15 protein-coding genes and 1 pseudogene are annotated in these 15,388 nt (G+C 52.1%); 12 read left to right on the forward strand and 4 right to left on the reverse strand.

The window, feature by feature from the left end:
• Window positions 1-436: 436 nt before the first annotated feature.
• The 11 genes and pseudogenes from PORUE0001_RS06640 to PORUE0001_RS06685 all read left to right on the forward strand — a co-directional run bounded on the left by PORUE0001_RS06640 (window position 437) and on the right by PORUE0001_RS06685 (window position 9,488).
• Window positions 437-2,701: a T9SS type A sorting domain-containing protein gene (locus tag PORUE0001_RS06640; RefSeq protein ID WP_081454309.1), complete on the forward strand. Its 2,265-nt coding sequence runs from the start codon at window positions 437-439 to the stop codon at window positions 2,699-2,701.
• Between the two features lie 491 nt (window positions 2,702-3,192).
• Window positions 3,193-3,519 carry a preprotein translocase subunit YajC gene (gene yajC / locus PORUE0001_RS06645; RefSeq protein WP_007365689.1) on the forward strand — a complete coding sequence of 109 codons (327 nt, stop codon included), beginning with the start codon at window positions 3,193-3,195 and terminating at the stop codon, window positions 3,517-3,519.
• A gap of 30 nt (window positions 3,520-3,549) precedes the next feature.
• Complete coding sequence (locus PORUE0001_RS06650) at window positions 3,550-4,563, forward strand: CdaR family protein (protein ID WP_007365687.1); 1,014 nt, start codon at window positions 3,550-3,552, stop codon at window positions 4,561-4,563.
• A gap of 44 nt (window positions 4,564-4,607) precedes the next feature.
• Complete coding sequence (gene coaE / locus PORUE0001_RS06655; RefSeq protein WP_007365631.1) at window positions 4,608-5,261, forward strand: dephospho-CoA kinase; 654 nt, start codon at window positions 4,608-4,610, stop codon at window positions 5,259-5,261.
• Between the two features lie 14 nt (window positions 5,262-5,275).
• Window positions 5,276-5,974 (forward strand): DUF4271 domain-containing protein, encoded by a 699-nt coding sequence (locus PORUE0001_RS06660; protein ID WP_039865747.1) that lies wholly within the window; start codon window positions 5,276-5,278, stop codon window positions 5,972-5,974.
• A gap of 40 nt (window positions 5,975-6,014) precedes the next feature.
• Entirely contained in the window at window positions 6,015-6,764 is a 750-nt protein-coding gene (locus PORUE0001_RS06665) for a uroporphyrinogen-III synthase (RefSeq protein WP_039865748.1), read from the forward strand.
• A pseudogene (locus tag PORUE0001_RS10920) lies at window positions 6,761-7,159 on the forward strand (ribonuclease P protein component); the annotation flags it as partial. The gene PORUE0001_RS06665 and the pseudogene PORUE0001_RS10920, both read left to right, overlap by 4 nt.
• Before the next feature lie 141 nt (window positions 7,160-7,300).
• Window positions 7,301-7,519, forward strand: coding sequence for a membrane protein insertion efficiency factor YidD (gene yidD / locus PORUE0001_RS10925; protein WP_232501431.1), 219 nt, complete (start codon window positions 7,301-7,303; stop codon window positions 7,517-7,519).
• Complete coding sequence (locus PORUE0001_RS06675) at window positions 7,516-8,244, forward strand: TatD family hydrolase (protein ID WP_007365660.1); 729 nt, start codon at window positions 7,516-7,518, stop codon at window positions 8,242-8,244. Before yidD ends, PORUE0001_RS06675 begins: the two co-directional genes overlap by 4 nt.
• A 36-nt stretch (window positions 8,245-8,280) precedes the next feature.
• Window positions 8,281-9,102, forward strand: a complete 822-nt coding sequence (locus PORUE0001_RS06680) for a J domain-containing protein (RefSeq protein ID WP_007365666.1) — start codon at window positions 8,281-8,283, stop codon at window positions 9,100-9,102.
• On the forward strand, window positions 9,099-9,488 hold the full coding sequence (locus PORUE0001_RS06685) for an HIRAN domain-containing protein (RefSeq protein ID WP_007365671.1): 390 nt from the start codon (window positions 9,099-9,101) through the stop codon (window positions 9,486-9,488). Before PORUE0001_RS06680 ends, PORUE0001_RS06685 begins: the two co-directional genes overlap by 4 nt.
• A 187-nt stretch (window positions 9,489-9,675) precedes the next feature.
• Here PORUE0001_RS06685 and PORUE0001_RS06690 read toward each other — a convergent pair whose 3' ends face one another.
• From PORUE0001_RS06690 to PORUE0001_RS06705, 4 genes are all read right to left on the reverse strand, one after another.
• Window positions 9,676-10,191 (reverse strand): hypothetical protein, encoded by a 516-nt coding sequence (locus PORUE0001_RS06690; protein WP_039865749.1) that lies wholly within the window; start codon window positions 10,189-10,191, stop codon window positions 9,676-9,678.
• Window positions 10,178-10,390, reverse strand: coding sequence for a hypothetical protein (locus PORUE0001_RS06695; protein WP_007365678.1), 213 nt, complete (start codon window positions 10,388-10,390; stop codon window positions 10,178-10,180). The genes PORUE0001_RS06690 and PORUE0001_RS06695 overlap by 14 nt, the downstream gene beginning before the upstream one ends.
• A complete protein-coding gene (locus PORUE0001_RS06700; protein ID WP_007365673.1) occupies window positions 10,375-10,842 on the reverse strand; it encodes an N-acetylmuramoyl-L-alanine amidase in 468 nt (155 codons plus the stop codon). The genes PORUE0001_RS06695 and PORUE0001_RS06700 overlap by 16 nt, the downstream gene beginning before the upstream one ends.
• 106 nt (window positions 10,843-10,948) lie before the next feature.
• Window positions 10,949-11,503 (reverse strand): HU family DNA-binding protein, encoded by a 555-nt coding sequence (locus PORUE0001_RS06705; protein ID WP_007365669.1) that lies wholly within the window; start codon window positions 11,501-11,503, stop codon window positions 10,949-10,951.
• A gap of 587 nt (window positions 11,504-12,090) precedes the next feature.
• Here PORUE0001_RS06705 and PORUE0001_RS10615 point away from each other — a divergent pair.
• The coding region (locus PORUE0001_RS10615) for a leucine-rich repeat domain-containing protein (RefSeq protein ID WP_007365676.1) at window positions 12,091-15,388 on the forward strand (3,298 nt) is incomplete at its 3' end.

A 15,388-nucleotide genomic window follows, 5' to 3' on the forward strand; every position in this document is an offset into this window, starting at 1 on the left:
TCCAGCAATTACACGTCTGATAGCTCCGACGCACTCCGACGCACTCCGAGGACCCAGACACCACACCTCCGAGGAAATCGAAATTGCCTCGGTAGAAAATGAGGATCTTCCACGGAGGAATCAAAAAATTCTTCCGAACTTCGAAATCTTTCTTCCGAAGTTTCATTTCATTCTTCCGAACTTTTATATCCCGGTTCCGTAGAGAATTTTCGTTTCCTCCCTGGCTATTGCTGATTTCCTCAGAAGAAATCACATTAGCGGGTGAAATGTACGGGGCCTAATATCCAACTTTTAAGCTTGTCATTGTATTCTTTTTTTATTATCTTAGCCCTTTGAAGAGGGACAGGTAGTTGTAGCATCAGTAGCTGTACCCGCCTCTACCCCGCTTCTAGACGGAAGAATACTTCAATCACTTACACTTAAAACAGATACGCTTATGAAACGAATGTTATCTATCTTAGCGTTATTGGGAACTTTCTTCCTGCTGCCCCTCGTGGCACAGGCGCAGAAGTACACAGTAACCATCAACCAGGTGGAGCACGCCACCATCAAGGTGACTTACGGCTCCTATAGCTCCCCCACTGTAGTAAACAGCGGAGATCAGGTCGATAAAGGCACCTTTCTAACCATCCAGGTGACGCCTGATGCTGGTTACCAAGTAACCAACTACGTTGTCAACGGGGTCAAGAAAAAACTAAATACACTTGGAGGAGGCTTCGAGAGGGTTTCCGCTAACATGGAGATTTCTGCCAATGTAGTGGCAGCTACGCCTTGCATAGTCACCATCACACCGCCTGAAAATGGGACTCTTAGGGTAATGAATGTGACGGCTAAGAAATTCCTTAAATCAGGAGAGACGGTAGACTCGGGCACGAGTATATACATGAGTGCAACGCCTGGCAAAGGTTATGACATCGACTACTGGCTCATAGATGAAAAGCAATACCAGCCCTCTGACAACAAGGATTCTCGCTATAGCAAGCTTTACACAGTAAAGAAGGATGTCACCATCTCTGTCAAGTTCAAGAACATCTCCCAGCCGACTCCCTCGGACTACACGGTGACGATGATCCAACCTAAGGAGGGGCAGGGCACGATGACCGCTTCCTACTACAATAAGGATGGTAACAAGACCGCTCTAACGACTGGTAACAGTGTGCCGAAGGGTACCTACGTCACCTTTGAGGTGAAGCCTGCCGAGGGCTACGAGATGGATCACTGGATGATCGATGATAAGCTTGTACCTGTAGAGGAGTCCTCCAACACGAAGGGTGTCATCGTCAATGCTAATCTCAAGGTAGAGCCTATCCTCAAGAAGGTAGGTGGCTCTGCACAACCCACAGAGGGTAAGATTACGATGGTTCAGCCTAAGACGGAGGAAGGCTCGATGCGGGCTTACACCTTTGACGATGAGGGTGAGGAACTCCCGATCCAGGATGGTCAGTCCGTAAAGATCGGCACAAATATTACTTTCGCAGTTACTCCTGCCGAAGGCTACAAGATGTCCTCTTGGAAGGTCAATGACGAGACCAAGGAGGTGGATGCTACTACGCCTAATAAGATAAAGCTCACCGTCACGGGCAACCTCAAGGTAGAGCCCGTCCTCAAGGCTGAGACTCCTGTCAATCCGACAGAAGCTACACTGACCGTCAAGAGAGAGGGTACGGGAGCCACTATATCGGGTAAGTATGTAACGCCTGATGAGAAGACTTTCTCTATCTGGGAAGGTAATACTAAGCAAGTACCTCTCGGCTCAAAGGTGACGCTCACAGCAAACCTTACTAAGGGCTTTGAGGTAACCTACATGAACAATGACACCCCCGCTCCCGAAGAGTCACTCTCCGAAGAGGGTAAGGTCTACACCTTTATCGTGCAGGGCAATGTTACTGTGGTCGCTAAGGTTACGGAGAAGCAAGTAGCAGGAGAATTTACTGTAACCTGCATCGCCGATCCCGAAAAGGGTGGTAAGGTATCCGCATCAACAGCCGAAGGTCCTATCACTAACGGGGACAAGGTTGCTGGAGGTGAGTACATCACGGTCAAGGCAACGCCCAATGAAGACTTCGAGGTTGATCAGTGGTTCGTAAATACCAAGGAGCTCACATATAAAAAGGGCTCTGGATCTTTCACCTTCGCCCTAACTGAGGATGTCACGATCAAGGTAACCTTTAAGTCTACGCTACCTCCCGCTGAGTACGCTGTCACCGTAGAGCCTGCCCTGCCAAGTGCAGAGGCTGGTGAGGTACACCTCTTCCAGAAGAACGGGATCCCCTTTGAGAGTGGCAAGAGTGTCGTCGAGGGCACCGAGATGTATGTCGAGGTGACACCCGCAGCTAAGTATGAGCTAGAGACGCTCCAGGTGGGTGAGACGAAGATCCCCGCTGGTGACGAGAAGCTTGTCAACATAGCTGGCGGTGTCAAGTACACCTTTACTGTTAAAGCTGCGACAAAGGTACAGGCTACCTTCAAGCTCGCCAATGCCATCGAGCAGCTAGCTCAGAGCGATGTCGCTGTCTACGTGACCAACGGTGGTACACGTCTCGAGATTGCTGGCGCTGCTGAGGGCGCAGAGGTACGCCTCTACGACTACACAGGTCAGCTACTCCTGACGAGCACGGAGCATACCCTTAACATCAGCGCACTACCCGCTGGTAGCTACATCGTCCTCGTCGGCAACTACACGACCCGCATCGTCAAGTAAGTCTAAGACGACGGATCCTTAACAGGTTCCTATACACTTCACGAGGGAGATCCCCGCACAACTGGCGGAGGTCTCCCTCGTTAGAGATTAGACTTTAGAGGTTAGAGGTTAGACTTTAGAGATTAGAGGGGTTAGCTATGTCGCAAAAAAAGCCCCTTGCTAGATATGCAAGAGGCTACTATATACTCAACGCCGTAACATCGTCACTTGAGACTTTGCATAAAGGCGAATCGCTGTGTTGCTTTCGGGATTCGGCTTCGGTCACATACGGAGGTATGCTCCCTTCAGACCTCACCCTCAGCGCCTTGCGACTCATCCTTTCTGCAAAGTCAGGACAATCTTGCAAGCAAGATTGTGAGACTGTTGACTTTTGCAACAGTCTCCACTCGTGAGCTCTGCGGAATTGATGGAGAGAAGGGGCAAGGCTGTGCTATGCGGTCGGTTTTTTGTAAGTTTGCAGAAGTAATTGAATTCATCAACTATAGATACCTATGAATATATTCCTTCTACAAGCAGCACAGCCTGCACAGGCAGCACCACAGGGAGCCCCTGCGTGGACTTCGCTCGTATTCTTTGTAGTCATCATCTTGATCTTTTGGCTTTTCTTCATTCGCCCTCAGAGCAAGCGACAGAAGAAACTGCAACAGCAGCGTGATGCGCTCGCTGTGGGCGACTCTATCATAACCGCTGGCGGTGTGCATGGTGTGATCCGCAAGGTGTACGAGCAGACCTTTGAGGTGGAGATAGCCAAGGATGTCTGCATAGAGATCTCCAAGAGCTCGGTATATCCGCTCGGGACGGATCCTAACGCACGCTAGTAGACTCCCCAACCTGCTAAGACGCGAGCGGTGCGACTCAATCTGACCCCTAAGCTTCGCCCAGGTGGAGAACCTGTGGTGCGTAAGCAGCGTATCCCTGGCTTGAAACGTCTGCTGGCGATTGCTGTGTGGGTGCTCCTAGCGACCGCCCTATGGTTTATGCAGACGCTCTCCCGTGGCACGACTTCGATCGTCCACATCCCCATCGTATACGAGGAGATGCCGAAGGCAATCGGCCTAGAGGGCGAGCAACCGACCATGCTGGACGTTAGCGTCTCGGCAAAAGGTTCGCAGCTCCTCTTTCGCTGGATGAAAGGGGTGACACCGATCAAGCTATCGATGCCTCAGCGAGTTCCCCTGGGAGGGCGCGTCCTCTTTAGCAATGCGGTCTTGACACAGAAGGTGCGTGAGAGCCTCGGAAGTGCTGTGCAGATTCGTGAGATCTACCCCAATCAGATCTCGCTACGCGCATTTCCTCTCCAGAGAAAAGAGGTGCCAGTCATCAATCGTGTGTCGGCCTCTGCTAAGGATGGCTACATGGTCCTCCCGCTCACGATGACTCCGACCACGGTCGAGCTATATGGTAGCCGTGAGGCGCTGGAGGGAATTAACGAAGTGCGCACCAAAGGACTGCTCTACAAGAACTTGTCGCAAGACAAGGTGATGCGCGTACCTCTCGAAGAGATCCCCAACGTGCATAGCTCTCCCGACAGTGTGCAGCTACAGATCTCTGTCGTCGAGCTCACGGAGAGACGCATCGAACTGCCAGTCGTGGCTCTGAACACGCCAGCAGGCTTTGTCGCCAAGCTCCTCCCAGCGCGTGTCTCTCTGACCTTGACGATGCCGATCACGGACTACAATAAGCCTATCGGCAACCAAGTCTCGGTGGTCGTGGATCTGAGTCAAATATCAGAAGCTGTGCAGAATGGGGAGAAGCGTCCCGAGATGCTCCCCGTAAGAATCGAGGGTCTACCCGACTGGGTAGCGCGTGCTACCGCAGCGCCCAAGGCGGTGCAGTATATCCTAGAGGCAGCCGAGCCGTGAGCCGTAGTGGCTACTGAGTCATGAACCGTAGTGGCTACTGAGTCATGAACAAAAAAAAATTGCCCGCACCAATCCCCCCCCGTATCTTAGGACTGACGGGAGGAATTGGTGCGGGCAAAAGCTTCGTGGGTCAGAAGCTTGTCCAGGCTGGGCTACCCCTTATGGATAGCGATGCAGTGGCGCGGAGAGCTTACACCGATAGTGAGCAGGTGCGTCAGCAGGTCATTGCGTTGCTAGGTGCGGAGGTCTACGATGCGGAGGGGAAGCCTCGCTACGATGAGATCGCTCGCAAAGTTTTCGCACCGTCTGATGAGGGGCGCTCCTTATTGCACGATCTAGAGCAGATCATTCACCCCTATGTGTCTGACCAGCTAAAGGCTTGGGCTATGGAGCAGCAAGCCCCCGAGGGGTGGGTCGTCCTAGAGAGCGCCATCTTATGGCAGTCTGGCTTCTATCATCTTTGCGACGCTGTGGTCATCGTGACAGCTCCTGAGGCGGTACGTGTGGCTCGTGTTCAGGAGCGTGACGGAGCTTCGCTCGAGCAGGTACAAGCACGGATCGATCGTCAGGCAAGCTACTCTTTTGCCACCCTTCAGCAGGCGCATCCAGAGTTACCGCTTTACCAGATCCATAATGATGGCGTGCAGGAGCTGGAGGGACAGGTGGCACAGCTCCTCGCTCATCTAGCCACTCTGTAGACAGTCTTGCGTGTATGGAGAGCTCGGTCGGGTTATGGTCGTTGACCCCTTTTGGGGCAGATCGGGGAGCTGAGGATATTATCTTACTGCTGCTCCTCATGCTGCTCTTGCTCCCAGCGCTTATGCAGATGTGGGTAGGCTCTCTTATGTCTCGCTCGGTAGATGCGTTACTATATAATAGAGGGCACATCTTCTTTCGCAACTTAGTGCACCGAGTCTCTGTCGGCACCTACACACTCTTAGGCGGGTTGCAGCGACATCTGCTGGTCGGCGTGACGGGCTGTCTGCTCTTGCGCTACTATGGAGGCTTACCCACAGGCGAGCTCTGGACGACGCTCTCGCAGGTAGGCGCTCTAGCCCTCGGTAGTCTGATCTTGAGCGGTCTCTATCTAGGTGTAAACCGTCTGCTGTCGGAGATCTACCTCGACTCCGCCTTTTACCTACACTGGGTACGTCACTACAGCATCTTGGAGTGGCTATGGCCCTTGCCACTCTACATAAGCTCTTTGCTACTACTGGCGGGCGTCTGGCAGGATATTGCGCTTTGGCTTTCAGTGGCTGTCATCCTCCTATGGCGCCTTGCGATCATCCTACCCACAGCCCGATGGCTAGGAGAGGCTGGAGTGACTCCTTTGCTTATTTCTTTGTACCTTTGCAGCCAGGAAGTGGCTCCTCTTGCCTATCTCGTAGGCTTTGGAATGCTGATCCCATAAAAGAATCTATCGTATACCATTAGCACCCCTGCCTGTGAGTATGTCACGGATTAAAAAAATACTTATTTCTCAGCCCGCCCCACTGATGGCCAATCCATACACCGAAGTTGCTGAGAAGTATCAAGTGGAGCTTGACTACAAGCAGTTCATTCGTGTCGAGACGGTTGCAGCGAAAGAGTTTCGTCAGCAACGCATCAATCCGTTGGACTACACAGCCATCATCTTTACCTCTCGTACTGCTATCCTGCACTTCTTCACGCTGATGAAAGAGATGCGCATATCAGTCCCAGATACGATGAAGTATTACTGTAGCTCCGAGATGTCCGCTCCATATCTGCAGAAGTTTGTCAACTACCGCAAGCGCAAAGTCTTCTTCTCACCGACAGGACGTACCGAGGATCTAGTCAAGGTCATTACCAAGCACAAGAGCGAAAAGTATCTCCTCCCCGTCGCTGAGGAGCACAGCGACAAGCTCTCCGACCTGCTTACGGAGGCTGGCATAGACTATACCAAGTCGGTCATGTATCGCACCATACCTCGTGAGTTAGAGCTCGAGAAGCCATTGCCTTACGACATGATCATCTTCTTCAGTCCGATTGGGATTACCTCACTCTTTGAGAATGTCCCCGACTTCAAGCAAGAGGATATGATCATCGCCACCGTCGGTCCCAAGACTGCGCTAAGAGCTGAGGAGCTAGGACTCAGAGTGGACATCAAGTCTACGGGCAGTCGTCAGGATCCACCGATGCCTGAGCTGCTCAGCAACTACCTTGCCGAGCAGGAGGGATGACTACGGAGGAAGGCAACCCTCGCTCCCTCCAGAACCGACGTCTACCCAAAGGTGAGCGACTCTATCTGCGTGAGGAGATAGAGCGCCTGCATGATCGAGGGCGCTCATTCGTCTCTTACCCCATTCGTGTCGTATGGCTCGCCGAGCCTATCGCCACGCACTCCCCTGGCGAACAGGCGCAGGTCGCTGTCATGACCTCGGTCGCTAAGCGACGCTTCAAGCATGCCGTCGATCGTAACCGTATCAAGCGCATGACCCGCTCGGCTTATCGTCTCCACAAGGCTCCGCTTTGGCAAGTTGCCACACAGCATCACTGCACCGTGCGACTAGCGCTCCAGTCTGTCGCTAAGACGATGCCGACTTACTCTGAGCTAGAGCAAGCCGTAGAGCGGGCCATAGCACGTATCGTCAAGGAGATAGACAAGTCAAGCCCGACGTCCTCAGTGGCGAAAGCTTCGCCCGATCGTCCAGAGCAGACTGCGAAAGCCCCTTCTGTGCAAGCTAATCAAGCAAACTCGCAGCAGCTCTCACTAGCGATCCGCCTACTGAGCTACCCCGTCAAGTTTTATCGCGCTTGCATCTCGCCCTTGCTACCACCCAGCTGTCGCTTCACGCCCACTTGCTCGCAGTACGCACTAGAAGCGCTACGAGTGCATGGCGCACTCAAGGGTACTTGGCTAACCATTTGGAGACTCTTACGATGTAACCCCTTCAATCGACATGTGGGTTACGACCCCGTGCCACCACGACGATGAGCAACGAGCGACACCTCAGCCACCTAGAGCTTTTAGACTGTCACACACATAGCCACGAGGTAAACGGGCTAGCCATTCGCTCGCTCACCTACGAGGAGTGGAGCGGTGGTGTCACGATTGAGGAGGGACAACTCTATTCGATAGGCCTTCACCCCTGGTCTCTGCCCCTAGCGGAGCGTCTGACAGACCTCATCGATCAGATGCGAAGCCTCCTAGCGTCCACCCCTCAGATCGTCGCTGTCGGCGAGTGTGGCATTGATAAGGTGCGTAGCAACGCTTCTCTCGCAGAGCAACGAACCTGGCTAGAGGCGCAGATGCGCTTAGCCTGTCAGCTCCATCGTCCTATCCTCCTACACACAGTCCGTGCTTGGAGCGAAACGATTGAGATACGTAGAGAGCTGGCGCAAGAGTTTGACCCGCTCCCCCCGATAGTGCTACATGGCTTTCGGGCTAAGGGAGAGGTAGCTCGTATGATGCTGAGCCATGGCTTCGCGCTCTCCTTCGGTCGTCACTACGACCCAGCTGCTTTGCGACTAGCCTATGAGGCGCATGCGCTACTTGTCGAGACCGACGAACTGCCCCAGGGACTTACCCATCAGAAGGCTTTAGCGGAGACCTACACCCATCTAGCCGAGGCGCTCGCCATCACCCCCGAGGCGCTGGCAGAGTGCGTGGCAGCGACACCGTTCTGGCAGCAAGTCGAGTGGTTAGGCTCTTTGCGCTAAAAGCGTTACCTTAGTAGCGCTAACAGATTGAATGCGATGACAGAGACGGATCAGCTAGCATGCTCCCCAGAGTATCAGATGCTGCGAGAGCAGTACGATATGCTCGTTGCAGCCTACACGACGCTCGTATCCCAGTATCAGAATATGACGGATCACGAGGCGCCCCACCTATCAGCGCTCTACATGCACTACTTCGGCAAGCTACTGTACACCCAGTTGCGTCTAGGCCTTTCCATAGCGGCACTACGCTTGCGACGCTCGCTCCTACAGGCTTACATCAATCGTGACCAAGCGCCCGACCTCGTCGAGATAGACAAGCAGATGGCGCAGCAGCGCCTCGAGTATCGTAGGCTCCTGGAGCAAAAGCTGGATCAGCTCAAGGCGGCACAAGCTTATTGGGATGCCCCGCGTCTCACTCCCGAGGAAAGCAAAGAGCTCAAGGAAATCTACAAAACCCTCGTCAAGCGACTCCACCCAGACCTCAACCCGCACTACACGGAGGAGGACAAGAAGTTCTTTCTCGCTGCGGTCAAAGCTTACAAAGCTTGCGACCTCCAGCAGCTACAAGCCATACTGGCTTTAGTAAACAAAGGTCAGCCAGCAGACATACCACTAGACTCGGAGTCGCTTTCGGTAGAGATCGAGAAGCTACAAAAGAAGATGAGACTCCTTGAGGCTAAGCTCCTAAAGCGGTCGGACAGCTTCCCCTTTGATCAGAAAGAGTTGCTGGCCAACCCCGTGGCGATACAAGAGCGACAAGCTGAGCTGCAAGCGGTCATCAAGGAGCTAGAGGAGAGTGAGCAGGAGATGCAGACGATCATATCGCTAATGGAGGAGTACAAGTCACACGACCTATGAAACATGAGATCATACCAGTCAGCCCAGAGCTACTAGCGCTCATTGGCACAGAGGGCATCAACGCACTAGGACTGCCCAAGCGGGAGATCTTCCTGCTAGACATCGTAGTCGCTGGCACCACCTTCTGTCCTATAGTACAGGAGCTCTACCCGATGCTACTGCCAGACACGGTGCTGCGCATGGTACGTCAGCCACACAACGAACACGACGAACACGCCATCGCCATCTACTACGAGGAGCACCGCATAGGCTATGTACCACAAGAGCTCAACCTCGTCATATCTCGCTTGATGGACGCTGGCAAAGAGTTTTACGCTCGGGTCGTTCAGGTGAAAAAAATCAACGAGTGGATACGCATATCGGCTCAGCTCTTTATGATTGAATAGCGAAATGCTCGAATGTGTAACCCGCTGGACGCAACCCAACGTGTAACGGTTGTAGGGACGCACGGCTCGTGCGTCCGTTGTGTCAAAGGTTACAGCGTCTGTGGTTTTAACGGGGACGGACGCCCTCTCGCTAGACACTCGCCGTGCGTCCCTACAACCGTTACTCGTTCCTCCGATCCCTACGCTCCTACCAGCGCCACCGTCTCTTCAGGATCCACATGAGCGTAGCGACCCCGACCACCAGGAGCAAGCTACCCACGACCCAAACTAATAGCCCTGTCAGCCAACTCGGACGACGCTCTGCCGTCTGTCGTTCCGTCGTCGCTTCCTGTTGCGAGTTCGCTTGCTGTAGCGCTTCCTCCTTTCGAGCCACACTATCTTGTTGCCGGACGACCGTTCGCCTAGCACGTATGTAGCGCACACCAGACATCTGCGACCGACTCACAGCCAGTAGCGAGTCTCCAGCCAGAGCCCCTACAGCGAAAGCCCCCTGACGAGGCGAGATGGTGTCTAGGAGAAGTATCTCCCACTCCTCTAGGGTGGTGTCGCGGAGATGTTGCTCCGCATGGTTCACCGCCAGCTCACTACGTTGCTGCGACTGTTGTTGCGATACCTCGGTAGAGAGCTTTCGTCGAGAGCCACAGCTCAGTAGCATGCTGGCGGAGAGGATCAATGCGCACACGACACACTTATAGCTCCTCATGATACTTGTACTTATAGTCTAGTCCGAGGAGGGCTCCCACGAAGGTCATCACCTCACCGTATGCCACCAGCACCGAGCCGTCTATGACCCCTAGTGGAGGTGCCGTAAAGCCCGCCGCTAGGAGACCTATGCCAGAGATACTCAGGAGGAAGGCTAGGCAGAGTTGCTTGCCACCTCGAGGTTTTATCGTTTGTGCCATAAGGATAGATACTCTTTGAAAGCGTCAAAACAGGGGCACGCCTTCATCCATTCGTGAGGCTCTATGATGCCGTTGTGGTTTAGGTCTGGGCTCAAGTCTCTATGCCCCACGATTCGTGCCTTAGGGTGGATAGCTACGAGCGTCTGCAGAAGCTTGAGCATAGCAGCTCGCTGCTCGGGCGTACGGGTATCCCACGGAGTGCCGTCAGGTCTCAGTCCCCCCTCGTAGCATACGCCGAGACTACAGCGGTTGTATCCGATAGCGTGAGCTCCAGGCATGGAGAGAGGTCGTAGAGACTCGATAACGCCTGCGCGTGTGATGTAAAAGTGGTATCCAGCCATGGCAAAGCCTCTGGCACGATGGTCTTGATCTAGTTGCCATGCGCTGTAAGTCATATTACTACGCGTGGCGCTACAGTGTACTACTATATACTTAATGTCTTCAGGCTTCATGATTATAGAGATTAGACTTTAGAAATTAGACTTTAGAGATTAGAGGTTAGAGGTTAGAGGGGATCAGATTACTCCGATCCCCTCCGCTCACTCTGATCTACGGAGATTACATCCCAGTCTGATTATCTTTTGAGCCAGACCCACCGCCCGTCTCATTGCCTGGAGCAGGCGTCTCATTGCCTGGAGCGGGCTTCTGAGAGCCACTGCCTGCCGTCGTCCCACTATTAGGAGTCTTGCTGGGCTTATCCCCAGGCTCTGCGGGTAGACCCGTGGGTAGCGACTTAAGGTAGCTAGCATTCTTCATCTTGATGCGGACCTGATGACCAGGGACAAATATGACCCTATTGCCATGGATCATCTCCCGCTTGAAGTTCTCGGGTTTGTCGCAAGACTTACTTCGCAGAGTCGCTCTAAATCGTCCTAGATCGCCCAGGTCTACGATACGTCCATTAGCCAGCTCTATGGAGAGTAGCATGGAGACCGTGTTCATGACGCTGAGCACGTCACCGACAGAGATTGCGGAGATCTGTGAGACCATCTGCGCGATGTCTTCTTGTGAGGTGACACCGTCGTACTTAGCCTGTGCGTAGTAGCTCGCAGTAGTAGTGCCTAGAGTTAAGCCTTTGCGATTGATTTGCTGGATAGCATACTTGATTGCCATAGTAAATTGATTTTGTTGAGTTAGTAAATTTAGTTCGTCTCCCACACTGTGATACTACCGTTGCTACGTTTGAGGATCTCCTATATATAATAGGTGTCATGGAGCGTGCCGGCGAATGCTCTCAGTGACGGTCTATCTATAGCAGCCTGCAGAGCCTATTTTTCTCTACCTGCAGACCCTCTACGAGGAGCGCGTGGCCGTATCTCTGAGGAGACGATGCAAAGGTACGACACGTCCCCAGGGGCCCCTGCTGTCAAGAGCCCCCAGCAGATTCCTCGGAGCATAAGAGGAACGAGTGCTCCTGCAACCGCTGTGCAACGAGAGGCTCGTGCGTCCCGACAAGTCGTTACCCGTCCGATAGCTCTGATGGCTCCGACACCTCCGATAGCTCCGATTTTCCCTCTAACTTCTAACCTCTAACCTCTAACCTCTAACCTCTAATTTCTAATCTCTCTCCTCCCCCCTCCTCTTGCTCAATTCAAAATAAAGGTATAACTTCGCAGAAAATACAACTCACACGGTCTAGCCCTCACAGCTCCGCCTCATTTCTAACTTCTAATCTCTAACATCTAATCTCTAACCACGCTATGAGCAAACATCTACGTATCTGGCTCTTCGTCCTCCTCAGCACGCTCCTAACCTCCACCTCCCTCCTCGCCGAAGGTGTCATCACCATGAGCACCTCCCTAGCTGTCGGAAAATATATTTTTCTAAGAATTAGAGCAAATGACAATTTTACCATTGAGGGAGTTGGAAAGTCTGCACAAACGATTTCGGGTTCAGTAAGGTATACTCTCACCAGCCAAACGGTTACCATCCGAGGTGATGTAACAAAGCTTGACTGCTCCCAAAATCAACTGACCAGCTTAAATGTTTCGAGCTGTACCGCCTTGACAAAGCTTGACTGCAACGAGAATCAACTGACCAACTTGAACGTGTCGGGCTGTACCGCTTTGACAGAACTTAGCTGCGAAAACGCTAGCTTGACCAGCTTGGACGTATCGGGCTGTACCGCCTTGACAAAGCTTAATTGCTACAACAATCAACTGACCAGCTTGGACGTATCAGGCTGTACCTCCTTGACATCCCTTAGCTGTTTCAGCAATCCATTGACTAGTATAAACCTATCTAATTGTACATCGCTAGAGGAGTTTACTTGGGAACGGGGCAAGTTAACGAGCTTAGACGTGTCGGGCTGTGCCGCCTTGACAAAGCTGGACTGCTTCAATAATAAGTTGACAAGCTTGAACGTCTCAGGTTGTACCGCCTTGACAAAGCTGAACTGCTTCAACAATCAACTGACCAGCTTGGACGTATGGGGTTGTACCGCCTTGAGAGAGCTTTACTGCTCCAGCAACAAACTGACCAGCTTGGATGTGTCGAAGAATACCGCCTTGAGAGAGCTTTACTGCCCCAGCAACAAACTGACCAGCTTGGACGTATGGGGTTGTACCGCCTTGAGAGAGCTTTACTGCTCCAGCAACGAACTGACCAGCTTGGACCTGTCGGGCTGTATCGCCTTGACAGAGCTGAGATGCTCCAGTAACCCACTGACTAGTATCAATCTTTCCGAATGCCAGTCGCTGAAGGAATTCTCGTGGACTGGAGGCAAACTGACCAGCTTGGACGTGTCGAACTGTACTGCCTTGACAAAGCTTAAATGCAACGACAATCAACTGACCAGCTTGAACGTCTCGGGCTGTACCTCCTTGAAAGAGCTTAGTTGCTCCAACAATCAACTGACCAGCTTGAAGGTGTCTGGCTGTACCGCCTTGACAGAGCTTTGGTGCTACAGCAATCAACTGACCAGATTGGACGCCTCGGGCTGTACTGCCTTGACAGAGCTTGACTGCTATGGCAATCAGATTAACGGGGAAGGCATGACGAAATTAGTGAATAGCCTTCCCGATCGAAAGGGCATGAGCAGTGGTACTCTTCGAGTGGTAGATTACTCATCTAAGAAAAAGGATAAAAACAGGTGTAGCTTTGCCGATGTCGCTACTGCAAGCGAGAAAAACTGGGCAGTTGAAAAACGTGTGCGTGATAGCTACTGGACGAGTTATCCTGGTGTTGGAGAGGGTATCATTACTATGACCACCTCTAGAGCTGTCGGAGAAAAAATCAAGCTAGGAATTGTGGCAAATGGAGATGTGGTTATCGAAGGTGTTAGTGAGATGCCAGAACCAGACCAATATCGCTACGGCTATAACTATACGCTCACTAGTCAGACGATAACCATCCGAGGCGATGTTACGGAGCTTGCCTGCGTAGGAAATCAACTGACTAGCTTGGATGTGTCGGGCTGTACCACCTTGACTAAGCTTGACTGCAGCAAGAATCAGCTGACTAGGTTAGACGTGTCGGACTGCACCTCCTTAGGACAGCTTGACTGCTCCGACAATCCATTAGCTAGTATAGACCTCTCTAATTGCAAATCGCTAAAGGAGTTTACTTGGAATAAGAAGGAGTTGACCAGCTTGGACGTCTCAGGTTGCACCTCTTTGACAAAGCTTGACTGCTCCTTCAATCGACTGACCAGCTTGGACGTGTCGGGCTGTTCTGCCTTGACAGAGCTTGACTGCAGTAAGAATCAACTGACCAGTTTAGACGTGTCGGGTTGCACCTCCTTGACAAAGCTGAAGTGTTACAAAAACCGTCTTAAGGGGGAGACTATGACGCAGATGGTGGATGGTCTCTCTGATCGAAGTGAAAAGGAGTCGGGATCTCTGCAGGTGGTTTGCGATGGGTCAGATGAAAACAACCTGCTCAGATCAGATGTTCTTACAGTCTCTAGGAAGAACTGGCGAGTATTCAAATATATAGTCAATACAGGAAAGGCCGTACTATACTCTGGGGCTGGTGGAGATGATGAGATTGTGATGACCATAACTCAAGAGCAGTATCTTGAGGGTGGCATTCGGCTCGCTATACTAGCTGATGGGGATGTAACGATAGAGGGTGTTCACGAGAAGAGAATTTTTACCGATGGCTCTAAGCACACCTATACGCTAGCAGGGACGCAGGTTACAATACGAGGAGATATTTCAGAGCTAGACTGCTCTGAAAACCAAATAACCAATCTAGATCTATCTAAGTGTAACTCCTTGTGGACTCTGAACTGCTCGGGCAATAAGCTAACAAACGTTGACGTGTCAGGATGCTCGCTTTTGACATATCTTGACTGCTCTAACAATCAGATTAACGGAGAGAATATGACAAGGTTGGTGACGAACCTCCCTAGTCGCAAGGGTCTGAGGTCAGGCAATCTTGTTATTATCAGCAGACGTGAGAGCGAAGGAAATCTATGTAGACCATCTGATGTAGCTATAGCACGAGAGAAGAATTGGATTTCTACGTGGAAAAATGGAGATCTTTGTAAGGGCATTGGCGAAGGTGTCATCACTATGACCACATCTCTATCTGTTGGACAGTCATTCGAGTTGAGCATTGTGGCAAATGAAGATGTTGTCATAGAGGGAGTCAGAGAGAAGTCCATTAGAATAGGCGGGCTGCTGTTCAAAGTCTACACCCTCACTAGCCAAACAGTCACCGTTCGCGGACATGTAACATCGCTTGACTGCTCCAGCAAGCGACTGACCAGCTTAAACGCATCGGGCTGCGCCACCTTGACAGAGCTGGACTGCTCTAGCAATCAACTGACCAACTTGAACGTCTCGGGCTGTACCGCGTTGACAAAGCTAGACTGCTCTAGCAATCAACTGACCAACTTGAACTTATCAGGCTATGTCGCCTTGACAAAGCTTAACTGCAGTAAGAATCGGTTGTCCAACTTGAACGTCTCGGGCTGTACCGCGTTGACAAAGCTAGACTGCTCTAGCAATCAACTGACTAGCTTGGGTGTCTCGGGCTGTACAGCCTTGACAA

The organism is Porphyromonas uenonis 60-3 (assembly GCF_000174775.1).
Taxonomy (GTDB): domain Bacteria; phylum Bacteroidota; class Bacteroidia; order Bacteroidales; family Porphyromonadaceae; genus Porphyromonas; species Porphyromonas uenonis_A.

What these genes read in the sequence shown, in the direction of transcription:
- PORUE0001_RS06640 (WP_081454309.1), top strand. Translation starts at nt 437, where the DNA reads ATGAAACGAATGTTATCTATCTTAGCGTTATTGGGAACTTTCTTCCTG.
- yajC (WP_007365689.1), top strand. Translation starts at nt 3,193, where the DNA reads ATGAATATATTCCTTCTACAAGCAGCACAGCCTGCACAGGCAGCACCA.
- coaE (WP_007365631.1), top strand. Translation starts at nt 4,608, where the DNA reads ATGAACAAAAAAAAATTGCCCGCACCAATCCCCCCCCGTATCTTAGGA.
- PORUE0001_RS06660 (WP_039865747.1), top strand. Translation starts at nt 5,276, where the DNA reads ATGGAGAGCTCGGTCGGGTTATGGTCGTTGACCCCTTTTGGGGCAGAT.
- PORUE0001_RS06665 (WP_039865748.1), top strand. Translation starts at nt 6,015, where the DNA reads ATGTCACGGATTAAAAAAATACTTATTTCTCAGCCCGCCCCACTGATG.
- PORUE0001_RS06675 (WP_007365660.1), top strand. Translation starts at nt 7,516, where the DNA reads ATGAGCAACGAGCGACACCTCAGCCACCTAGAGCTTTTAGACTGTCAC.
- PORUE0001_RS06680 (WP_007365666.1), top strand. Translation starts at nt 8,281, where the DNA reads ATGACAGAGACGGATCAGCTAGCATGCTCCCCAGAGTATCAGATGCTG.
- PORUE0001_RS06685 (WP_007365671.1), top strand. Translation starts at nt 9,099, where the DNA reads ATGAAACATGAGATCATACCAGTCAGCCCAGAGCTACTAGCGCTCATT.
- PORUE0001_RS06690 (WP_039865749.1), bottom strand. Translation starts at nt 10,191, where the DNA reads ATGAGGAGCTATAAGTGTGTCGTGTGCGCATTGATCCTCTCCGCCAGC.
- PORUE0001_RS06695 (WP_007365678.1), bottom strand. Translation starts at nt 10,390, where the DNA reads ATGGCACAAACGATAAAACCTCGAGGTGGCAAGCAACTCTGCCTAGCC.
- PORUE0001_RS06700 (WP_007365673.1), bottom strand. Translation starts at nt 10,842, where the DNA reads ATGAAGCCTGAAGACATTAAGTATATAGTAGTACACTGTAGCGCCACG.
- PORUE0001_RS06705 (WP_007365669.1), bottom strand. Translation starts at nt 11,503, where the DNA reads ATGGCAATCAAGTATGCTATCCAGCAAATCAATCGCAAAGGCTTAACT.